Here is a 20875-nt window from a genome sequence, read left to right on the forward strand (position 1 = left end):
AGCCCATCTGACGCGCCTCTGGCGCTATGGCTTGGTGCTGTCTCGCAATCGGGATCTTGCTGAAGAGCTGGTTCAGTCCACCTGCGTGCGCGCGCTTGAAAGGAGCGCGCAATACTCTCCTGGCACGCGTATCGACCGATGGTTGTTCTCGATTCTTCATTCGATTTGGATTTCCGATCTCCGCGCTCGCCACGTCAGAATGGGGCAGGGATTCGTGCCCAGCGACGAGCTTATCGCCCCGGATACGCATGGGCAGGATGAAGATCGTATGCATTACCAAAAAATTATGCAGAGCGTGAACGGCCTCCCGTAAGCGCAGCGTAATGCGGTGTTTTTAGTGTATGTCGAGGGCTTTACCTATCAGGAAGCGGCAGACACGCTGTCGGTGCCGATTGGCACGATAATGAGCCGACTGGCAACGGCACGGGCAACGCTTGCGAAATCAGCAGCCGTGCGGCCTGTGGCAAAGGAGAAACGATCTTGAACTCGCTACGTTTTACTCCCCCCTATGACGATGATGCGATAGTCGCCTGGCTTGACGGCGAAATGGAAAATGCTGACGCTCAGGCCTTTGAAAAGCAGCTAAACAGCGACGAATCCCTCGCTGCACGTACCGCTGAGCTGATGAAAAGCACCCAGGATTATCCGCGCGCTTTTGCGCCTTTACTGGACGATGCACCGTCCGCGCGAATGCAGGCAAAACTGGACGCTTATCTGGACGCCCCGTCGACGAAACGCGCAGGCGTGAGCCGCCGGGCAATGATCGCCGCGTCGCTCAGTTTCCTGGTTATCGGGTCGGGATTGGGTTATCTGGTGCGCCCGTCCGGTGAGAACCGTGACGAAAATGGCCATATTCGCGATCTCGAAGCCCAATACATGTCGCTCTATAGCGCTGAGACGCTGCTCGATTTGGACAGCTCACCGTCAATCCTTCAGAAAGGGCTGACGCGGACTGCCCAGGATATTGGGCTAAACCTCCAGGAACAGCAACTCGCATTGCAGAGCGCGGAGCTGAAAATGGTCCGCATCCTGCGCTACGAGAGCACATCTATTGCGCAGATAGCCTGGATTCATGCAGATTACGGCCCGATGGCGCTCTGCATTTCTCCGCTGGAGCAGCAGAGTCGCACGGACATCACCCGTGAAACGCGACACGGCATGAACGTCGCGTGGTGGAATAATCGGGGCTATCAATTTGTGCTTATCGGACGTAATCCTGCCGAGCAGTTGCATGAAAGCGCACGGCAATTACACTCTGCGCTGTCATGATTTGGCATGGATATCAATTTTGATATTGATGCGATCGTCGACCACCATGGCGAATTTATCCATGTGCCAGGCGGAACGTGATATGGCGGTCGTCGCCTGAAGGGAGATTTCATCGGTCACTTTGCTACCTTCCAGCACCGCCTCAAGGATCACCGGACGCTGAACATCTTTAACCTGTAACGAACCAAATACCCTGAAACGACCGTTCCCGAGTGACACCACTCGGGTGCTGCTGAACACAATATTGGGGTAGCGCGCAGCATCGAAAAACATGTCACTTTTAAGCTGCCAGGTCAGCAGGCTGTTAGAGGCGACCAGCGTCGAGATGGGGATTTTCACGTTGATGCGATCGGCAAATTCATTTTCGGGATCTAACGTCACATTTCCCGTCGCGCTGTCGAGATTAGCCCAGGAAAGAATGCCGCCGAACGCGTGCCAGGAGAGGGTGATAGGTGTGCTATGCGTATCAATGACATAGCTGACAGGCATTGCGCGTAGGCTCGGGCACAGCATCAGCGTAAACAAAAGGAGTGTCAGGCGAGTCATTGTGGGATCTCCATTAAGCGACAGGGTGTAAACGCATGGAGTCGAAAAGTTATTCGAAAAATTTTTAGGCGGGCAATAAAAAAGGCCGCGAGGCGGCCTTTGGAAGGGGAGAAAAGGGATTATTCAGTGACTTTCTTTTCAAGCGTCGCTGCGCCTTCTTTGGTCTTATTCCAGCCTTTCTCTGTACCTTCTTTAGTGGCATCCCACCCTTTCTCGGTACCTTCTTTGGTTTTATGCCAGGCTTTCTGCGAGTCTTCACTCACTTTACTGCCAAAGCTTTCGCTTTTGCCTTCCGCGGCATGTTCAGATTTCAGCTTCAGCTGTTCACCTTTGTGCTGCTCTTCATGCAGTTTTTGCTTTGCGTTGTTCGCGTTTTCATTCGCGGCGGCAACGGTATCGTCGGTTGCATGTGTGGTTGCGGCAAAAACAGGCGTCGCCAGCAGAAGTGCAGATAATGCAATAATTGTCTTTTTCATAATATCCTCAACTAACGTTATTCATGTTATGAGCGTGTTAAGGATGGCACGAGCGAAGCGGCACGGCTCTAGGAAAAAACTGTAAGTGGATCAGTGGGCTTTGAAGCGTGGAAGCGTTTAAAGGAGATTTTACAGCGACAGACCTATTACTGCGTTGACCACTGAGGAGATCATAAACACGCCGCCGGTTATCAAAAAAGCACGCTCTTTACGCGTAGCCGCAAGCGCGAGCATGACGATCGCCACGGCGAAGAAGGGGATGGCGATGATGCTGAACGTGTTCATAAGGGGGCCTGTGAATAATAGAGGTCAGAGTTAACAAAACATCCTAATGTGAAACGCGCCGATGGATAAGCCGTGAAAGTTAATAGGGTGGTTAGACTGTTTGCATGCTGTTTTATACGACATAAGTCTGGCAACAACCCCTCCCTTTCCACCGCTATTGATCGTCGCGTTCCTGGGCTGCGCGCTGCCGATCGTAGTACTCATCTTCTGCCGCAATAATTTCATCCATCAGTGAGCCCATATCGACATCCTGAAGTTCTTCGACAAAGAGGCCGGTCAGCGGGGATTCTGGGGTCAACTTCCCGTCTTCATATAACGCCCAAATTTCTTTCGCATAACGCGTTTGCAATAGTTGCGGGGCGAACTGGCCGTAGTAGGCGGTAATGTTGCCCACGTCACGTTCAAACATGGATTCTGCGTGGTTGTTCGCGGCGGCATCGACGGCCTGCGGGAGATCGATAATCACCGGGCCTTGGGCATCCAGTAATACGTTAAATTCAGATAAGTCGCCGTGCACGATGCCAACGCATAACATGCGAACGATATTGCGGATCATGGTGTGGAAATCCGCAACGGCGCTTTCTTCCGTTAACGTCACATCGCTCAGGCGCGGCGCGACCATGCCTTCTGCATCAGTGACCAGCTCCATCAATAACACGCCATCAATACACATATAGGGTTGTGGGACGCGCACCCCGGCGTTCGCGAGACGGAACAGCGCATCGACCTCGGCCATTTGCCAGGTTTCTTCTTGCTGCTTGCGTCCGAACTTTGAGCCTTTTTGCATGGCGCGCGAATTACGCGTGTTACGGACTTTGCGCCCTTCCTGATAATGCACGGCCTGTTTAAAGCTGCGCTGCGAGGCTTCTTTGTACACTTTGGCACACTGGATTTTGTCGCCACACATGACAGTGTAAACGTCGGCTTCTTTGCCGCTTTTCAGGCGCTGAAGCACATCGTCTACCAGACCGTCATCGATCAGGGGTTGGATTCTGTTTGGAATTTTCATGCCGCTTTATACCTTATTTCAGGTGCTTTTCGTACTAATAATACAGGCGGTGATACTGAAAATGAAGGCTGCGACAGACCGATGTGAATGTCAGGGTAGGGAAGGCACTTAACCCCGTTCAGATTTGCCAGTGAGGCGCACATTGTTATAGCAGAAGGGCTCGTTTTGTCGCGTTTGGCATTAGGTCAAAAAACGCATTGGCATGGGGGCAGCACTCAGTGAAAGTCATTCGGTGCCTGCGAGAGGTGCTGTATTGGGTCTATCACCGCACGAAAGGGGATATGATTAAGGTACGTTTTGCCATCTCCCTAAAACTTCGCCCACTAGCACAGGATGAAGATGCATTATCTTGGACAACTATGGACAAATTGAGGGCACAAAAAAGCCCGCAGGGCTTGCGCTGTGCGGGCTCTTAGGACTTCATCGGATGACTCTGGTAATCACCGATGGAGAATTTTGGTGGAGCTGGATGAAAGCGACACCAAATACTAACTATCTGATTCTTTGAGCAATGTAGCGGGAATCAATGTCACAGCAGTATGGCACATCCAACTAGTTACGAGCAATAGCCCTAACTGTCCTGAGTTGATTGCTTTTTGGCTGCTCTGAGTTGCTGAGTGAAGAAGCGAGCTCTATCTTTCTGTCTGAAGTCAACTTGACCGGCCGCATGCAGCTTACCTGCTAGCTTTTCTAGATGGATTATTTTTGCAGCATTGTCTGTTGCTTCAGCCAAAGTGGCGAATTCTTTTCTGATTGAATCACTGTGTGCCCAACGTACCTTAAGTTCTCCATCCTGAATAACAATCCCTGTAAGCAGCTTCCCTTCTGATGACGGATAAAATCGCTCTTTCTTGTCTTTAGAGGTGAGGCCATGAGAACAAATACACTTTTTAGCTTGGGCAGCAAATCCTTTTGGGATTTTCGAACCAGAGAACGCTACATCGTCAACATATGCCGTAAATACTAAGCTGTTTGAGGTCGCAAGGTTGCTAAGCTCGTCGAACATATCTCTGTTTGCCCAAAACGCCATGGCCATACTTATCGGGCTGCCTGTGGGCACTTTTCCTGCAAAGGTTGCAAGGTTGGTCATTACATAAGCTACATCGGGTGACATCTCAAATTTCTCAACAAATGCCTTGTAAACCTTTGCTGCCCGAGTCGAGGGGAAAAATTTGTGAATGTCGAGCTTCAGAAGTTCAGTTGCTTGCTTATGTGCTTTTGCATTAGTTAGCGTGGAATGCTTCTTCCGACCGGAGTGAAGATATGGGGGCAATTCGATTCTGCTTAACAAAACGCCGATCTTCTTGTGAACCGCCTTGAGCTGAGGAATTGGTTCTTGAATCTTTCTTCCAGCATCGTTTTCGAATTCTTTATACGCAGAATCTAGCATGAGTTTATCAGCTTGAGCTTTCGATAACCCAATGATTTCTAGCAGCTTCTTTTTTGATTTCAATTTGAAAAGAGGGGATTGGTTCAAAGGGTAAAGCTTGGGGGAATTGTGAAGACTAGAGGAACGTTTTGTGTTTATCATCGTAGCTGGTCCTATCTTTTAAGGCCTCCATTGGATTAAATCCATAATGGATGACCAGACGGAAGCAACTCCTTCAGAATGAAAGACCTCCGAAAGGATTTCGCGGAAGAATTGACCGAGTAGAAACTTGGCCACACCCTTGAAAACACCTTTGGAACGGTCGTTCCCACAAAACGTTTGCTGAACACTAGTCCGGTACTTCTTACGTGTCTTGCGACTCATAATTACATCTCCTTTTCAGTTCCCGATGACCAACATGGTCACCAGTCTCGCCTGAACTGACAGGAATAAGAGATGTTCAGCAATTAACCCCAGTTTTCGACGTCACAGCGTGACGTCCTCTCGCCACAAATCCAGCAATCCCAGCTGTCCCGGTAAGAACCAGAGCGTCGGTGATGCGTAGCATCGTAACGTTGGAACATCGAGCAAGCGTGGCATACGTCGTGTGGGGGAGAGATTAGAGGCCGAAACCTCCACGATGGCTGACAAGCAGACCATCAAGCTTTTGCGAGAAATTCTCTCCTAGGTACTAGCAGGGACATTTTATGATCATATTCATGCAGTTAGCAATAGCGTGGTAAGAGATTTGTTTCGAAATGTGAGTGAAGATGAAGGGTATAATTAGGATGCGAATTCAACTCCCTAACTGGAAGCGGAATTCGCGTCTTGTTATTGCTACTGCCAGTCGCAAGACTTCCAGCCGCCTTGATCCCACAGATAGAAGTGAATGACGTTATCCTTGACCCATGTCTGAATTTTGGCTCTCACATCGCCATTACTGAACGTGAGTACTGCTTGTTCCCGGTTTTGTTGTTCAAAGGATCTTAAGGCCAGAACTCCAAAGCCCCGAACAGAGAAATAGCCATCCTCCCAAGAATTATTCATGTGAAGTGTGCCTCTGACATTGCTTGGACAACTCAGATCAATGACTTGATCTTCCAAAGATGATGCCGTGGCTATATTGGATGCTGAGAGCAATAGTGCAATTGTCAAAGCCCGTGTCGGTGTTCTCATAGTATTTTCCTTAAAGTGGGGCAGTTAGGGTATTTTTGTCGCTATACATGGAGCCCATCTACCATCCATGTCTCTGAGATAGAATGCTGGTCCTCTATATCTGATTTGTACTTTTGCTTCAGTATGAGCGTCGGAGAAGACCAACGTTATCTGTTGGTCGGTTTCGTTTTCCGTGTGCTCAAATGGCAGTGTCATCACTCCCTCGGCAGTCAGTACGTCATCTTTAATCGTTGCATGAATGCCATTAGCACAACGGAGCCAGACATTGATGGTAGGTTCTGCGAAGGCATTCACGTTATAAAGTAAGGCCATCAGTAAGCATCCCTTTAGTCGCTGCAATGCTTGTTCTCCAGTAAGTCGGGTCTATTAGCCCGGACGATGCGATAAATGCTAGTAATGCCTATTCCTAACTGATGGGATATTTCCGGCTTACTCAGCCCCTTTTCTAGAAGCTCAATAACTTCCAGTGCTTTACTGCGAGCAGTTGCTTTGCGGCCTTTGTACTTGCCCTTGAGCTTTGCCAGAGCTATACCCTCAGCCTGACGTTCCAACATCATTTCACGCTCGAATGTGGCAATAGCCCCGATCATCGTCAGCATCAGCTTCCCTGTAGGTGTGGCTGTGTTGATGCCAATATTGAGGATATTCAGGGCCACTCCTTTACCCTGAAGGTATTCGGAGACTTCCAGTAGATGGCGGGTATTACGGGCAAGGCGATCCAGTTTTGTTACCTGTACCACATCGCCCTCACGAACAAACTCCAGCATTGCCTGTAGTTCTGGACGGTCATCTTTTGCCCCGCTGATTTTCTCCCTGAATATCTTTTCGCAACCGGATAGCGCTTCGAGTTGTGTATCCAGACTTTGCCCGGTAGTAGACACACGGGCGTAGCCAACTGTAGCCATATGAGCTCCTTACCCTGCCAATAGGCCATGCTATGCTGCAAAGGCCTGCCAAAATGCCAAAACCACCCTGTGGCATGTCCTTAACGGGCATTCCATTGTTGTGCTGGTGGCAGATCTTTAGGGCATGGTTATTGGCAGGGGAAAAGTGGTTGGTTAGATTGCGGAAACGTCCGGTGGTGTGAACATTTTGATGATTGATTCAAGTAATGCTGTGGCAAAGGCAACCAAGCCAGTTACCAGTGCCGGGATGATTACATCACGTATAAACATAGTGTCTCCTGTGGGTTGTTAACACGATGCTTATACCGGCCAAATAAAGGAGTGTTGAACATGCAGGGTGACACTTTTTCGATGGTGTTAGATCTGTCAAAAAGGTTGATGTGGTCGGCCATTACTTTGAAATTAATCACCTCTGACAACTGAATCCCTATACATTTATAGAGGCTATAGGGCTGTGTTGCGGTAGGTTTTGGGGGTTACGGCGTTTGGACATACCGCAATCCCCGTAGTATCAACGCTTCTATGCAACTTTCTGGAAACGTCAGTCTGGTTTAAGGTTTTGAAGGACGTATTCAGCGGCGCTATCAGGCAACCAACGGTATAGTGAAGAGCTTAACGACTCCAGCGATACTCTCAGTTGTCTGCTTGTTTTTGAACGTGCTTTTTCATAGTGAATGCCACATCGTTTTAACGCTTCTTCGATCCCTCTCAACGGCTGTTTCTCATAGTTTAGCAACCAAGCACTCTGGTTTTTGATGTCGTCGTAAGCATTCTTGGCGGACTTTGAATCAATGATAATTTTGTCGCCATCAGCACCACGGCTTGCAGCAGAAATACCTGATAAAAGAGCTGCTTCAAAGCTAATTAGCCCATTGTTGTTACGTACTAGTTCAAACCAGTCATCACTCTCATCATGTTTTACCCTGATGATGGTAGCTTGTGGCTCTTGCCTTTTGATCTCAGAGTCCCTGATTGAATCCGCTGCCTGATTTGGAGCCAATGCGTGCTCTTCTTCGTCAAATTCAATGAGGTAAAGGTAATATTTTGAGCTATCTTCGTTACCGTTCCAGTAATGCTTGACTGCAAAATCGACGTAGAACTTCCCATTGCACATTCGCTGTTGAGTTTTCAGCTCGTAGTCACCATAGGTGATGTCTACAAGCTCTTTATCAATGAATTCATGCAGCTTGCGACCAAAAACCGCTTCTCTTCGACTCAGGCCCTTATGACGAGGGAGGGTGATACCAGTATATCGCTCAACCCATTGAGTTACTTCTAGATGCTTGTGATTTAGGGAGCCGTAAGTCAGTAAAACGAGTGCTGAACTGGCAGTAATCAATGTGTTCCTGTCAATTTCGTCATGAAAAACAGCACCAATCTCACGAATTTCTCTTCCAAAGATGTCTGCCGGTAGTTTTTGAACCATATTTTGACTGGTTTTATACCAAATGGCTCTCGAACCCCGTGGTTTGGGGAGTTTTTTGAACAACATATAGAGATTGATTTGCCATTTATCGTCTTCCGTATGGCGGAACATCCCATGACGAGGCAGGGTACAGTCAACTGGCTTAGATGGGCGAAGCTGGCTAATGTTCTGAGACATGTTTACGCCCTCCCTTTGAGCTGATGGAACATGCTCAATGATGTGTAGGGCCGAACATTAGAAGTGATCCCACTAAAATCGATTGAATTTACTAATCCCTGCATTACTTGCTGATCCGCCAGCAAGGAATTGCCATAGCTGTTGGTTTGATGTCCCATTAAACGACAAATCCGTTCATCGGAGTCTGTCAGATTCACCAGCTTATCTCTGAACATGTGTCGAAATCCGTGCAAAGTGACATGTGATGGTTGATCCAAGGCATCACGGAAATTACGAATAAACCACTCGCTGGGTTTGGCAGAGTAGCTATCTTGAATTAAAGGAATGTTGTTAAATAACCGAGCGTCTCCTTGAGTGATATCTTTCAAGTCATTAATAAATAATAAGAATCCTAGTCTGATTAGTTCTTTATGTACAGGAACAAAGCGTTTGGCATTTGGGGTCTTTAGCCATTGATCATCACGGCGTTTATCAACAAGAAAACAGTGCACCCCATTGACCTCAACAATATCGTCAATGTATAGCTGTGATACTTCGCCAGCCCGCATTCCTGTGAACAAGCAGATTAAGGGCAAGAAAAAGTGATGTGGGTGCTGAACCAATTTGGTTTTGATACCAATGTGATGACTGAATAAGGCATGGCTAAAAACTAGCTTGGCTTCAGTATCACTAATGGCCGCTCTATCATCTTTATGATTTTTCTTGGGCATTGGAATACCAACGCTTGGAAATGGGCTTGAAGCAATGTGTTTTTTGTCCACGACCCACTCAAAGAAATGATTAATCTTCCCATGATGGCCGTTTGCTGTTACTACATTGATTGTTTTTCCGGTGTTGTTATCGATCAACTGACTTAACTTTGAGGCTAATAAAACTTCCTTTTGCAGCCCGACCGGTAAATTTGTGATGTTGTCGTAAAATTCTCTACCCATCGCTCCGGTAATAGTGTGGACTGGAACATCCCCAAAAGAACTGAGAAGTAGAGCTCCATACCATTCGTACTTTTTTTTAGTGCGCTTGGAATGACCTTTCGCTTTGTTATGTTCTGTATACAGATCAAGCAGCTTGGAGATAGTCAGGGTATCTATCGGCTCCTCTGTAACGCTTGGCTCGGTTGTTTGCGACGATGAAAGCCAGCCAGCATCTCCACCAAGAATGATTGAGCGAGTATCTTGCAACGATTTGACCTTAGCTTGTGCCACCATACGAGCAATGACCTGATAATCATATTCACTGAGAGTGGCTTTAAGGTGTGGCAGTTCGTCCAGAACTGTATTTGCTTCGGCCCGGTGCAGGGATGGCTTATCATCGTAAGCGATGCGTTCTTTCAAATCAGAGACAACCATATCTAATGTCTCAAGATAATCGTTCAGATCGCCTTCATTACGTGTAGAGCCGCAGAACCAATGTTCCGTTTCCTCGGCGGTCCATTCGGCAATTTTGGCTCGAAGTTTTGCTCTGATTTGCTCTTGTGCTGATTTGTCCATCACGCCATTCTTCAGTTTCTTGGGGGCCCCCAAAGAAGCAACCATCTGTTGGCAAAGTGTCTGTAAACGCAGGGCAAGAAGACGAGCACGCTGAAAGCTTGCTGTTTGCAGGCTCAGTCTGTATTCGATTGCATTGCCCTCAGATACGAAACGCTTCCTGAACCACCAGGTGTGGTTACGCTTATAGAGGTAATGGGGGATGTTGTTTGATGGCATATGGTACACTCCTGAGTCACAGTTGTGCCACACGCCCAAAGAAAAACGGCCTGAAACTCTAAGAGAATCAGGCCGTTATATTTGGTGGAGCTGGGGGGATTTGAACCCCCGTCCGAAATTACTACATCCTCGGTACTACATGCTTAGTCAGTCTTTACATTCGCACGCCAGCTGCGGACAGACACGCCACTAACGAACTAGCCTGATTAGTTTTAGCACTTCAGCCCCAGGCAGGACATCCGCGCGATCTCTTTTGGGTTTGACCTCTCTTTATCCCCGTCTTAAGAGCGGAAGCTAGGGAGAGAGGGCTCTTAGCAGGGTATTAAGCTGCTAAAGCGTAGTTTTCGTCGTTTGCGACTATTTTTTTGCGGCTTTTTACGAGGCAAACCGCCCCTCGGCATGCACCTTGGGTTTCGCAAATCCCGTCGAATCCAGAATCAGCCCCAATGTGTTGAACTCAGTATACCAGAATTGCGAACGGAGACGCCAGTCCGGAAGGTCAAGTTCTTAAATTACTGTAATCTGTATAAAATTTACGCGGGATTATCGCCCTGCGTGTTTCATGATTCGTGCTTTATCGACCTGCCATTCGCGATCCTTCAGATCTGAACGTTTGTCATGCTGTTTCTTACCTTTTGCCACGCCAATTTTGACTTTGCACCAGGCGTTCTTCCAGTACAGCGAGAGCGCAACGACGGTGTAGCCTTCACGGTTAATGCGTCCGTAAAGGGATTCCAGCTCGCGCTGATTCAGCAGCAGCTTACGGGTGCGAATCGGGTCGCAAACGTAGTGGGAAGAGGCGACAGCCAGCGGCGTAAAGTTCGCGCCGAACAAGAAGGCTTCGCCATCCATCAGAATCACATAACTGTCGCTGATATTGGCTTTCCCCGCACGCAGGGATTTCACTTCCCAGCCCTGTAAGGAGAGACCAGCTTCGAATTCTTCTTCAATGAAATATTCATGGCGGGCACGCTTGTTGAGCGCAATGGTAGCCGAGCCAGGTTTATGTACTTTTTTCTTCGTCATAAGTGTCGTAAAACCATAGGTAATCTGATTTCAAAAAGTAACCTCATTGCGACTGCGTCCTGTGAGGTCTAACGCGCTATCTTAGCACGAGATGAGGCCTGCCGTTTTTTTAACAAGGGATAAATGTTATTATTTGTTGGTTGTGTGACCATGGAAAATGCTATGCCTCAGATTAGCCGTACTGCGCTTGTTCCTTTTAGCGTGGAGCAAATGTACCAGTTAGTGAACGACGTTAAGTCCTATCCACAGTTTATTCCGGGATGCACCGGAAGCCGAGTGCTGGAAGCCGGTCCGACTCAGATGACGGCGGCAGTGGATGTCTCGAAAGCGGGGATCAGTAAAACGTTTACTACCCGTAACACGTTGACCGATAACCAGAGCATTTTGATGCATCTGGTTGATGGCCCGTTCAAAAAGCTGATGGGTGGCTGGAAGTTTACGCCACTGAGTGCTGACGCGTGTCGCATTGAATTTCATCTGGACTTCGAATTTACCAATAAGCTGATTGAGCTGGCGTTCGGCCGGATTTTCAAGGAGCTGGCTGCGAATATGGTTCAGGCGTTCACTGTCCGTGCGAAAGAGGTTTACAGTGTCGCGTAAGATCGCTGTCGAAGTCGCTTACGCATTACCTGAAAAGCAGTATCTGCAGCAGGTAAAATTGGATGAGGGCGCAACCGTTGAAGACGCGATCCGGGCATCCGGTTTGCTGGAACTTCGTCGCGACATCGACCTGGCTAAGAATAAAGTGGGTATTTACAGCCGGCCCGTTAAGCTTGGCGATGTGGTGAATGATGGCGATCGCGTTGAGATTTATCGTCCGCTGATTGCTGATCCGAAAGAATTGCGTCGTCAGCGCGCGGAGAAGGCAGGGAAGTAGAAACTTCTCTCGCTGGCTTCAGAAGAGGTAATAAAAAAGGTGCTCAATGAGCACCTTTTTGCATTTCTCAATTCTGAAACTTACTCTTTGGTGAGAGCAGGTTTGTTGTCAATGTTCGTTAATACACCGCTGCTGTTAAAGGTCAGCGTGAGCGTCTGCTGCGTTACGCCTTCATGACCAGGCTGCTGGCGGAAAACGTAGAACCAGGTATTGGTGCCGAATGGATCGGACATCATCGGGGTTCCCAGTGCATAAGCGACCTGCTGTTGTGTCATACCGACACGAACTTTTGACACATCGTTAGGTGTGAGGTAGTTCCCCTGGTTGATGTCAGGACGGTAAACCACTCGCTCCAGAGTGGAACAACCTGCGGTCAACATCAGAAGAACCGCTGCGACAGCGGTCAGCGTTTTACAGCGCATAGTGATTTGATTCCTTTTCGGGCCCGAGCAATACGCGGCTCATATGTTATATGCCGATGATAATAGACCTTGTCCCACTTTGAAACCGGTCTGACGGCGTTTTTGTTGTTCTGTATGACCCTGAGATCCCGAAAAAGTTTATGCAGCCAGCAGTTCTTTGGCATTTGCGAGCGTATTTCGTGTGACTTCACTACCGCCCAGCAGTCGTGCCAGCTCCTGCAGACGCGCACGTTTATCAAGCGGCTGCATATGGGTTTCTGTCATTTCGCCATCCGTTTCTTTACTCACGAAGAAATGATGGTGCCCACAACCTGCCACCTGCGGAAGGTGAGTGACGCACATCACCTGGGTAGATTCACCCAACTGGCGTAATAATTTGCCCACAACGGCAGCGGTTGGGCCGCTGATCCCGACATCCACTTCATCGAAGATCAGTGCAGGTGTTTCCATTTTACGTGCAGTAATCACCTGGATGGCCAGAGCGATACGGGAAAGCTCACCGCCCGAAGCCACTTTCGAGATCGCCTGTAAAGGCTGCCCTGGGTTAGTAGTTACACGGAACTCAACGCGATCTGCACCGTCGGCGGTGACATGTTGTTCTTCAAATTTGACGTCGATTGCAAAGACGCCGTGTGGCATTGATAATACATGCATGCTTTCAGTAATGTGCTGACTCAATTCCTGAGCGTACTGCTGGCGTACCCCATGAAGCTGCTTGGCTGTGGTCAGCGCTTGCTGATGGTGAATATTCGCCGCCAGTGCAAGGGTTTCCAGAGAGTCGGCTTGATCGTCAAGCTGCTGCTGCTCATCCAGTAAAGACTGATGATAATTGGGTAGCTCTTCCGGCGTGACATGGTGTTTACGTGCCAGAGAAATCTGTTTTGAGATGCGTTGTTCAAGTTCAAACAAACGATTCGGATCAAGATCCAGACGCTCACAATAATGGCGCAGCTCCTCACTCGCTTCAGAAATCTGTATCGCCGCTTCTTCAAGCATATCCATTACGCTTGAAAGTTTACTGTCCAGTCCCACCAGCTCAGTCACCTGTTGGCGAACGCTATACAGCTGGCTTTGCAGGTTGACGTCTTCACCATCTGCCAGCAGATTTAAGGCGTGCTGGCTTGTTGAAATCAGGTGGCCGCTGTTCGCCAGGCGTTTGTACTCTTCGTCGATTTGTTCGAATTCGCCTGGCTGTGGCTGAAATTCATTGAGTTCTTTAAGCTGATACTCCAGCAGTTCGGCACGCGCTAAACGTTCCTGACTTTGCTGTTGTTGCTGGGCCAGCTCGCGGCAGCTTTGGTGCCACTGACGATAATGCTCAGCCATCAGTTGAGTGAGCGCATACTCACCTGCATAGCCGTCGAGAAGGGACTTTTGTTGTTCAGGCTTAATCAATTGCTGATGGGCATGTTGGCCGTGGATTTGGATCAGCAACTGACCCAGTTCCCGAAGTTGGGACAGAGGAACCGCAGTACCGTTGATAAAGCCGCGAGAACGACCATCGCTACTGATCACGCGACGAAGTAAACACTCACGTCCATCTTCTAGCTGGTTCGCCTCAAGCCATCGCAGGGCGGCAGGGGTGTCTTTAAGGGAGAAACGTGCGCAGAGATCGGCGCGGTTTGCGCCTGAGCGTACGATATCGCCTTCGGCACGACCGCCAAGGCACAAGCCGAGCGCATCAATGGCAATAGATTTACCCGCACCGGTTTCACCGGTAATGGCCGTCATTCCGCTCAGGAAGTCGATCTCAAGTTCACGAACAATGGCGAAGTTGCTGATGGTCAGTTGTGCCAGCATAATTGTTTTCCTGTATGAAAAACCATAACTGTATTTTCATACAGTATAAACTGGTTTTTTATACAGTAAAGTACTGGATGCAAAAATTAGAACAATTTTTTCGACCAGCCGAGTTTTGAACTTAATGTATTGAAATAGCTGTAGTCTTTTGGATGGATCAGATTTAAATGGTAGTCGCAACGACGGATTAACACGTCTTCACCTTCCTGGATAGGCAGGGCAATCTGGCTGTCGCAGCTAATTTCGAGATCGTTACGACGATGTGAAAAGCGCAGTCGGATCGTGCTGCTGCTGTTAATCACCAGCGGACGAGCTGAGAGTGTGTGCGGGAACATGGGAACTAGCGTGATCGCGTCCAGAGACGGAGTCAGAATCGGTCCGCCCGCGGAAAGGGAATATGCCGTTGAGCCGGTGGGTGTCGAAATGATTAACCCATCAGAGCGCTGTGAAAAGGCGAAAACTTCGTCGATATAGACTTCAAATTCAATCATATGTGCGACTTTTCCAGGGTGCAGCACAACTTCATTAATCGCCGTACTGATGCGCTTCTGGCAGTCTTGCTGGCATACCTGCGCTTCCAGCAGAAAGCGTTTTTCGCTGATATAATGACCATCGAGTACATCAGCAAGCTGCTGATGGGCGTTGTCAGGGTCGAGATCGGTCAGGAAACCCAGGTTGCCGCGATTGATACCAATGACCTTAATATCGTAGCGCGCCAGCGTTCGTGCGGCACCCAGCATGTTGCCGTCACCGCCGACCACGACCGCGAGATCGGCCTGCTGTCCGATTTCCGCTAGCGTGCCGGTTTTCACATTTTTGAGCTGTAATTCCTGGGAAATTTGCTGCTCAACCATCACTTCATAACCTTTCGCGCACAGCCAGCGATACAGCATTTCATGTGTCGTCAGCGCGGTTGGATGACGTGGATGTCCGACAATTCCAATACACTTGAAATGATTATTCATTTTCTGGAGGTCCTTGTGCCGAATGATGGTGACAATGTGCTTTGTTCCCTTGAATCCCGGAAACTGATCCCCATAATAAGCGAAGTTAGCGAGATGAATGCAGAAAAAACGCGGAGAAATTCATGAGTAGTAAAGAACAGAAAACGCCTGAGGGGCAAGCCCCTGAAGAAATTATCACGGAACAGCATGAAGAAGTTGAGGCTGTAGAGCCAGACGCTTCTGCTGAGCAGGTGGACCCGCGCGATGAAAAAATTGCGAATCTGGAAGCTCAGTTAACTGAAGCGCAGAATCGCGAGCGCGAAGGTGTGCTGCGTGTTAAAGCTGAAATGGAAAACCTGCGTCGCCGTACTGAGCTCGACGTTGAGAAAGCGCATAAATTTGCGCTGGAGAAATTCGTCAATGAGCTGCTGCCGGTGATTGATAGCCTGGATCGCGCGCTGGAAGTAGCAGACAAAGCGAATCCGGATATGACGGCGATGGTTGAAGGTCTTGAACTGACGCTGAAATCCATGCTGGATGTGGTGCGTAAGTTCGGCGTTGAAGTGGTTGCAGAGACTAACGTTGCGCTGGACCCGAACGTTCACCAGGCCATTGCGATGGTTGAGTCAGAAGACGTTACTGCCGGTAACGTGCTGGCCGTGATGCAGAAAGGCTATACGCTGAATGGCCGTACAATTCGTGCTGCCATGGTCACTGTCGCGAAAGCGAAGGGCTAATTCCGTTTCCCCTCTCCCAAGGGAGAGGGGATTTCTCATTCTGCGACGCTGTCCCGCAGCGGTTTAACCGGAATGACTTTCACCTGCTTAATCATATTTTCCTGCACATCCAGAATATCAATATCGTACTGGCTGATACGCACGCGCGTTCCGGCAGCCGGGATCTCTTCCAGCACTTCCAGAATCATACCGTTAATCGTGCGTGCGTCATCTTCCGGCAGGTGCCAGTTAAATGCTTTATTGAGTTCGCGAACGTTAGTGCTGCCATCAATCAGCACGGAGCCGTCGTTTTGCGGCGTGACTTCCTCTGCCAGTGACGGCGACATTGACGTTGTAAAATCGCCGACAATCTCTTCCAGAATGTCTTCTACGGTGACCAGCCCCTGAATATCGCCATATTCATCCACCACCAGACCGGCTTTCTTTTTATTCCGCTGGAATTTGACCAGTTGGGTACTGAGCGGCGTGCCTTCAGGTATTACGTAAATCTCATCGGCCGCACGCAGCATCACCTCTTTGGTGAACTCTTTCTTTTCTTGCATGAGTCGCCAGGCTTCGCGCACGCGCAGCATGCTGATGGCGTCATCCAGCGAATCACGATACAGCACGATACGTCCGTGAGGCGAGTGCGTGAGCTGGCGGACAATCGCTTTCCAGTCATCGTTGATGTCGATACCGACAATTTCATTGCGCGGAACCATGATGTCATTGACGCTGATCTTTTCCAGGTCCAGTACCGAGAGCAGCATGTCCTGGTGGCGGCGGGAAATTTGCGAGCGTGATTCGTTCACCAACGTGCGCAGTTCGTCTTTGCTGAGTGCGCTGCTGATGGTGACATCCGCTTTAATGCCCATTAAGCGCATCAGCAGACGTGTCACTTTGTTGAGCAACCAGACCAGCGGCATCATCAGGATCAGCAATGGCCCCAACAGAAAACTGCTTGGATAGGCCACCTTTTCGGGATAGAGCGCAGCGATGGTTTTTGGCAATACTTCGGCGAAAACCAGCACCACAAACGTCAGTACGCCGGTGGCAATTGCCACGCCTGCGTTGCCGTAAAGGCGCATCCCAACGATGGTGCCCAGCGCAGAAGCCAGAATGTTGACCAGGTTATTACCGATCAAGACCAGGCTAATCAGGCGGTCAGGCTTGCGGAGCAGCTTTTCAACGCGGCGTGCGGCACGGTTGCCTTGCTTAGCGCGATGACGTAACCGGTAGCGGTTTAGCGTCATCATGCCGGTTTCCGAGCCAGAGAAGTAGGCGGAGATGACCACCATGACGATCAGCGTAACGATCAGCGTGGTGGTTGAGATGTGTTCCAGGGGGAACTCCTTTATTGCTTAGCTGACAAACTGCTGTATGACGCGGCTACCGAAATAGGCCAGGGTCAAAATGCCAGCGCCTGCGACGTTAAACCAGACAACGCGACGACCGCGCCAGCCCTTGTGATAATGTCCCCACAACAGGACAACATAAACAAACCACGCGATGATAGAGAGCACGGCTTTATCGATGTTCTCAACGCTGAATAAATTCTGCATATAAAACAGACCGGTGCACAGCGTCAGGGTGAGCAGCACCACGCCAATCTGGGTGATGTGAAACATCTTGCGCTCTATAACCATCAGCGGTGGCATTTCCTGGTTGAATACCAGCTTTTTGTTTTTTAGCTGGTAGTCAATCCACGCCAGCTGCATTGCATACAATGCGGCAATAATCAGCGTCGCGTAGGAGAAAAGCGACAGCCCAATGTGTACCATCATGCCGGGTGTGGTTTCCAGATGCGTGATGAACTCGTTTGGCACAAAAGTCGCGAAAGCCAGATTGATGAGCGCGAACGCATAAACAATTGGCAGCAATAACCAGCCGCGATTTTTAGAGGCGACGATGGTCATCACCGTACAAATCATCAGGCTCACCAGCGAACCGACGTTCAGCACGCTCAAATTCTGTACGCTGCCATCGCCTGGAATAATACGCGATTCCAGGGCAAACGCATGGCTCACCAGTGCGATCACTGCCGACAAAATAGCCATCCGTCGCCAGCCGCTGTTTTTTTGCAACAGGCCAGGAATGATCAGCGCAAGGCTGAAAGAGTAGGCAACAAGGGCGATCAGTGCGAAAACAGGCATATAGGCGTCGACAGTTGTCTGAATAAGAAAGATAAGCAGTATAACGTTACGTGACGCGTGCTCCAACCGTTGCATAACAACAAAGACGCCTTCATGTTATACTCCGGCAAAATTCTGTGTATGTGTCGCTGTGGCGACCCAACGTTTCTACATCAGGCGAGAGACAATGTTTGATAATTTAACCGATCGTTTGTCGCGCTCGCTGCGCAACATCAGCGGCCGTGGACGACTTACCGAAGACAATGTTAAAGAGACGCTGCGCGAAGTGCGCATGGCGTTACTCGAAGCCGACGTGGCGCTGCCGGTCGTGCGTGAATTCATCAACCGTGTGAAAGAAAAAGCGGTTGGTCATGAAGTGAATAAGAGCCTGACGCCGGGTCAGGAGTTCGTCAAAATCGTGCGTAACGAGCTGGTTGCGGCGATGGGCGAAGAAAATCAGGTTCTAAACCTGGCCGCGCAACCGCCAGCGGTCGTTCTGATGGCCGGTCTGCAGGGGGCGGGTAAAACCACCAGTGTCGGTAAGCTGGGTAAATTCCTGCGCGAAAAGCACAAAAAGAAAGTGCTGGTTGTTTCTGCCGACGTTTATCGCCCTGCGGCGATCAAGCAGCTAGAAACCCTGGCGCAGCAGGTTGAGGTCGATTTCTTCCCTTCCGACGTGGCGCAAAAACCGGTTGATATCGTCAATGCCGCGTTGAAAGAAGCCAAACTGAAGTTTTACGACGTGCTGCTGGTGGATACCGCCGGTCGTTTGCACGTTGATGAAGCGATGATGGATGAAATCAAACAAGTTCATGCCGCGATCAATCCGGTAGAAACGCTGTTTGTTGTCGACGCCATGACGGGCCAGGATGCGGCAAATACCGCAAAAGCGTTTAACGAAGCGCTGCCGCTGACCGGCGTTGTACTGACCAAAGTGGACGGCGACGCCCGTGGCGGTGCAGCGCTCTCTATTCGTCATATCACCGGTAAGCCGATTAAGTTCCTCGGCGTGGGCGAGAAGACCGACGCGCTGGAGCCATTCCACCCGGATCGTATTGCTTCGCGTATTCTCGGTATGGGCGACGTGCTGTCGCTTATCGAAGATATCGAGAGCAAGGTTGACCGTGCGCAGGCTGAGAAACTGGCGAGCAAGCTGAAAAAAGGCGACGGTTTTGATTTGACCGACTTCCTGGAACAGCTGCGTCAGATGAAAAACATGGGCGGCATGGCGAGCCTGATGGGCAAACTGCCGGGCATGGGCCAGATTCCTGACAACGTGAAAGCGCAGATGGATGACAAAGTGCTGGTGCGTATGGAAGCGATCATCAACTCGATGACGCTGAAAGAGCGCGCAAAACCAGAAATCATCAAAGGCTCACGCAAACGCCGTATTGCTGCCGGTTGCGGTATGCAGGTGCAGGACGTTAACCGTCTTCTGAAACAGTTCGACGACATGCAGCGCATGATGAAGAAAATGAAGAAGGGCGGTATGGCGAAAATGATGCGTGGCATGAAGGGCATGATGCCGCCAGGCTTCCCTGGCCGCTGATCGACCTGGCTTGTTTGCCATTTTGGCACTGGAGTGTGCTCGCCATCCTCACGTACTACATGTACGCTCCGGTGGCTGTGCGCACGCCAGCACCAAACTGGCTGCACCGCTGACGGTCTTTCGTATCAGACTTATCAAGTGTTGATTGCATTTTCTCCAGAAATCAGTAAAATTTTCGGGCTTTTAATATGACACTGGGCTCCGTTCCTCGATGGGGCCCAGTGTTTTATTCACACAAGAGGATGTTATGGTAACTATTCGTTTAGCACGTCACGGCGCGAAAAAGCGTCCGTTCTACCAGGTTGTTGTTACTGACAGCCGTAATGCACGCAACGGTCGCTTCATCGAGCGCGTTGGTTTCTTCAACCCGCTGGCTAGCGGTGCAGAAGAAGAAACGCGTCTGGATCTGGATCGTGTCGCTCACTGGGTTGGCCTGGGCGCGACTGTTTCCGATCGCGTTGCAGCGCTTATCAAAGCAGCAAACAAAGCAGCTTAATCTGTCACGGTGGTCATGATGAGCAATAAAGCACCTGTTGAACCGATCGTATTGGGAAAAATGGGTTCTTGCTACGGTATCCGTGGTTGGCTCAGAGTGTTTTCCTCCACTGAAGACGCTGAAAGCATTTTTGATTACCAGCCCTGGTTTATCCAGAAAGGCGGTAAGTGGGAAGAGGTCGAGCTGGAAAGCTGGCGTCGCCACAATCAGGATATCGTGATCAAGCTGAAAGGCGTTGACGATCGCGATGCTGCGAATCTCCTGACGAATTGCGAAATTGTCGTTGATTCATCGCAGTTGCCACAGCTTGACGATGGCTACTACTGGAAAGACCTTATGGGTTGCCAGGTAGTGACCACGGAAGGATACGAGCTCGGTAAAGTCATTGATATGATGGAAACTGGCTCAAATGACGTTCTCGTCATTAAGGCAAACCTGAAAGATGCATTTGGCATCAAGGAGCGGTTGGTTCCGTTCCTCGATGGACAGGTTATCAAGAAAGTCGATCTCACTACTCGTACGATTGAAGTAGATTGGGATCCTGGTTTTTAAATTCTCCGGATAAACGGTAA

Annotated in this window: 22 protein-coding genes, 1 other RNA gene and 1 pseudogene; 8 read left to right on the forward strand and 16 right to left on the reverse strand. The window is 49.6% G+C overall.

The genetic code is table 11. The annotated features are described in order from the left end of the window. Positions 1 to 7 precede the first annotated feature (7 nt). Positions 8 to 484 (forward strand): annotated as a pseudogene (locus tag AC0LWE_RS10805) (sigma-70 family RNA polymerase sigma factor). Next, positions 481 to 1269 (forward strand): anti-sigma factor family protein, encoded by a 789-nt coding sequence (locus AC0LWE_RS10810; protein WP_219347466.1) that lies wholly within the window; start codon positions 481 to 483, stop codon positions 1267 to 1269. The pseudogene AC0LWE_RS10805 and the gene AC0LWE_RS10810 overlap by 4 nt, the downstream one beginning before the upstream one ends. Here AC0LWE_RS10810 and AC0LWE_RS10815 read toward each other — a convergent pair. The 11 genes from AC0LWE_RS10815 to smpB all read right to left on the reverse strand — a co-directional run bounded on the left by AC0LWE_RS10815 (position 1264) and on the right by smpB (position 11367). Continuing rightward, positions 1264 to 1815: a YceI family protein gene (locus tag AC0LWE_RS10815; RefSeq protein ID WP_219347467.1), complete on the reverse strand. Its 552-nt coding sequence runs from the start codon at positions 1813 to 1815 to the stop codon at positions 1264 to 1266. The genes AC0LWE_RS10810 and AC0LWE_RS10815 overlap by 6 nt on opposite strands. A gap of 119 nt (positions 1816 to 1934) precedes the next feature. Then, positions 1935 to 2291: a hypothetical protein gene (locus AC0LWE_RS10820; protein WP_059177772.1), complete on the reverse strand. Its 357-nt coding sequence runs from the start codon at positions 2289 to 2291 to the stop codon at positions 1935 to 1937. Positions 2292 to 2420: 129 nt separating this feature from the next. Beyond that, positions 2421 to 2576, reverse strand: coding sequence for a hypothetical protein (locus AC0LWE_RS10825; RefSeq protein ID WP_174343684.1), 156 nt, complete (start codon positions 2574 to 2576; stop codon positions 2421 to 2423). 154 nt (positions 2577 to 2730) lie between these two features. Beyond that, on the reverse strand, positions 2731 to 3585 hold the full coding sequence (locus AC0LWE_RS10830) for a PA4780 family RIO1-like protein kinase (protein ID WP_059177773.1): 855 nt from the start codon (positions 3583 to 3585) through the stop codon (positions 2731 to 2733). A gap of 571 nt (positions 3586 to 4156) precedes the next feature. Further along, positions 4157 to 5116, reverse strand: coding sequence for a reverse transcriptase family protein (locus tag AC0LWE_RS10835; protein ID WP_474265425.1), 960 nt, complete (start codon positions 5114 to 5116; stop codon positions 4157 to 4159). A 675-nt stretch (positions 5117 to 5791) separates the two neighbouring features. Then, positions 5792 to 6130 (reverse strand): hypothetical protein, encoded by a 339-nt coding sequence (locus tag AC0LWE_RS10840; RefSeq protein ID WP_248200792.1) that lies wholly within the window; start codon positions 6128 to 6130, stop codon positions 5792 to 5794. Between the two features lie 326 nt (positions 6131 to 6456). Then, the gene (locus AC0LWE_RS10845) at positions 6457 to 7035 is read right to left on the reverse strand and encodes a recombinase family protein (protein WP_045366808.1); all 579 of its coding nucleotides are present in this window, start codon (positions 7033 to 7035) and stop codon (positions 6457 to 6459) included. A gap of 541 nt (positions 7036 to 7576) precedes the next feature. Continuing rightward, positions 7577 to 8638 (reverse strand): hypothetical protein, encoded by a 1062-nt coding sequence (locus AC0LWE_RS10850; protein WP_313843451.1) that lies wholly within the window; start codon positions 8636 to 8638, stop codon positions 7577 to 7579. Positions 8639 to 8640: 2 nt separating this feature from the next. Beyond that, the gene (locus AC0LWE_RS10855; protein ID WP_474265427.1) at positions 8641 to 10341 is read right to left on the reverse strand and encodes a hypothetical protein; all 1701 of its coding nucleotides are present in this window, start codon (positions 10339 to 10341) and stop codon (positions 8641 to 8643) included. Between the two features lie 82 nt (positions 10342 to 10423). Then, positions 10424 to 10786, reverse strand: a transfer-messenger RNA (tmRNA) gene (gene ssrA, locus AC0LWE_RS10860). Positions 10787 to 10884: 98 nt separating this feature from the next. Further along, the gene (gene smpB / locus AC0LWE_RS10865) at positions 10885 to 11367 is read right to left on the reverse strand and encodes an SsrA-binding protein SmpB (RefSeq protein ID WP_059177783.1); all 483 of its coding nucleotides are present in this window, start codon (positions 11365 to 11367) and stop codon (positions 10885 to 10887) included. Positions 11368 to 11529: 162 nt separating this feature from the next. Between smpB and AC0LWE_RS10870 the strand changes: the two genes are divergently transcribed. Then, a complete protein-coding gene (locus AC0LWE_RS10870) occupies positions 11530 to 11967 on the forward strand; it encodes a type II toxin-antitoxin system RatA family toxin (RefSeq protein WP_041689497.1) in 438 nt (145 codons plus the stop codon). After that, complete coding sequence (locus tag AC0LWE_RS10875) at positions 11957 to 12244, forward strand: RnfH family protein (RefSeq protein WP_174343708.1); 288 nt, start codon at positions 11957 to 11959, stop codon at positions 12242 to 12244. The genes AC0LWE_RS10870 and AC0LWE_RS10875 overlap by 11 nt, the downstream gene beginning before the upstream one ends. A gap of 80 nt (positions 12245 to 12324) precedes the next feature. Here AC0LWE_RS10875 and bamE read toward each other — a convergent pair whose 3' ends face one another. From bamE to nadK, 3 genes are all read right to left on the reverse strand, one after another. Beyond that, entirely contained in the window at positions 12325 to 12666 is a 342-nt protein-coding gene (gene bamE / locus AC0LWE_RS10880) for an outer membrane protein assembly factor BamE (protein WP_015960091.1), read from the reverse strand. A gap of 138 nt (positions 12667 to 12804) precedes the next feature. Then, positions 12805 to 14466, reverse strand: a complete 1662-nt coding sequence (recN, locus tag AC0LWE_RS10885) for a DNA repair protein RecN (protein ID WP_219347478.1) — start codon at positions 14464 to 14466, stop codon at positions 12805 to 12807. A gap of 86 nt (positions 14467 to 14552) precedes the next feature. Next, the gene (gene nadK / locus AC0LWE_RS10890; protein ID WP_219347479.1) at positions 14553 to 15431 is read right to left on the reverse strand and encodes an NAD(+) kinase; all 879 of its coding nucleotides are present in this window, start codon (positions 15429 to 15431) and stop codon (positions 14553 to 14555) included. 122 nt (positions 15432 to 15553) lie between these two features. On the opposite strand from nadK, the gene grpE reads away from it, so the two are divergent. Continuing rightward, complete coding sequence (gene grpE, locus AC0LWE_RS10895) at positions 15554 to 16147, forward strand: nucleotide exchange factor GrpE (RefSeq protein ID WP_059177786.1); 594 nt, start codon at positions 15554 to 15556, stop codon at positions 16145 to 16147. Between the two features lie 35 nt (positions 16148 to 16182). Here grpE and AC0LWE_RS10900 read toward each other — a convergent pair whose 3' ends face one another. Continuing rightward, a complete protein-coding gene (locus tag AC0LWE_RS10900; protein WP_059177787.1) occupies positions 16183 to 17469 on the reverse strand; it encodes an HlyC/CorC family transporter in 1287 nt (428 codons plus the stop codon). 18 nt (positions 17470 to 17487) lie between these two features. After that, entirely contained in the window at positions 17488 to 18279 is a 792-nt protein-coding gene (locus tag AC0LWE_RS10905) for a cytochrome C assembly family protein (RefSeq protein WP_041689707.1), read from the reverse strand. 166 nt (positions 18280 to 18445) lie between these two features. Between AC0LWE_RS10905 and ffh the strand changes: the two genes are divergently transcribed. The 3 genes from ffh (at position 18446) to rimM (ending at position 20855) form a co-directional block, all read left to right on the forward strand. After that, positions 18446 to 19807 carry a signal recognition particle protein gene (gene ffh / locus AC0LWE_RS10910; protein ID WP_059177788.1) on the forward strand — a complete coding sequence of 454 codons (1362 nt, stop codon included), beginning with the start codon at positions 18446 to 18448 and terminating at the stop codon, positions 19805 to 19807. Between the two features lie 247 nt (positions 19808 to 20054). Beyond that, on the forward strand, positions 20055 to 20303 hold the full coding sequence (rpsP, locus tag AC0LWE_RS10915; RefSeq protein WP_059177789.1) for a 30S ribosomal protein S16: 249 nt from the start codon (positions 20055 to 20057) through the stop codon (positions 20301 to 20303). Between the two features lie 15 nt (positions 20304 to 20318). Next, complete coding sequence (rimM, locus tag AC0LWE_RS10920) at positions 20319 to 20855, forward strand: ribosome maturation factor RimM (protein ID WP_059177790.1); 537 nt, start codon at positions 20319 to 20321, stop codon at positions 20853 to 20855. Positions 20856 to 20875 lie beyond the last annotated feature (20 nt).

The organism is Lelliottia sp. RD5 (assembly GCF_056032945.1).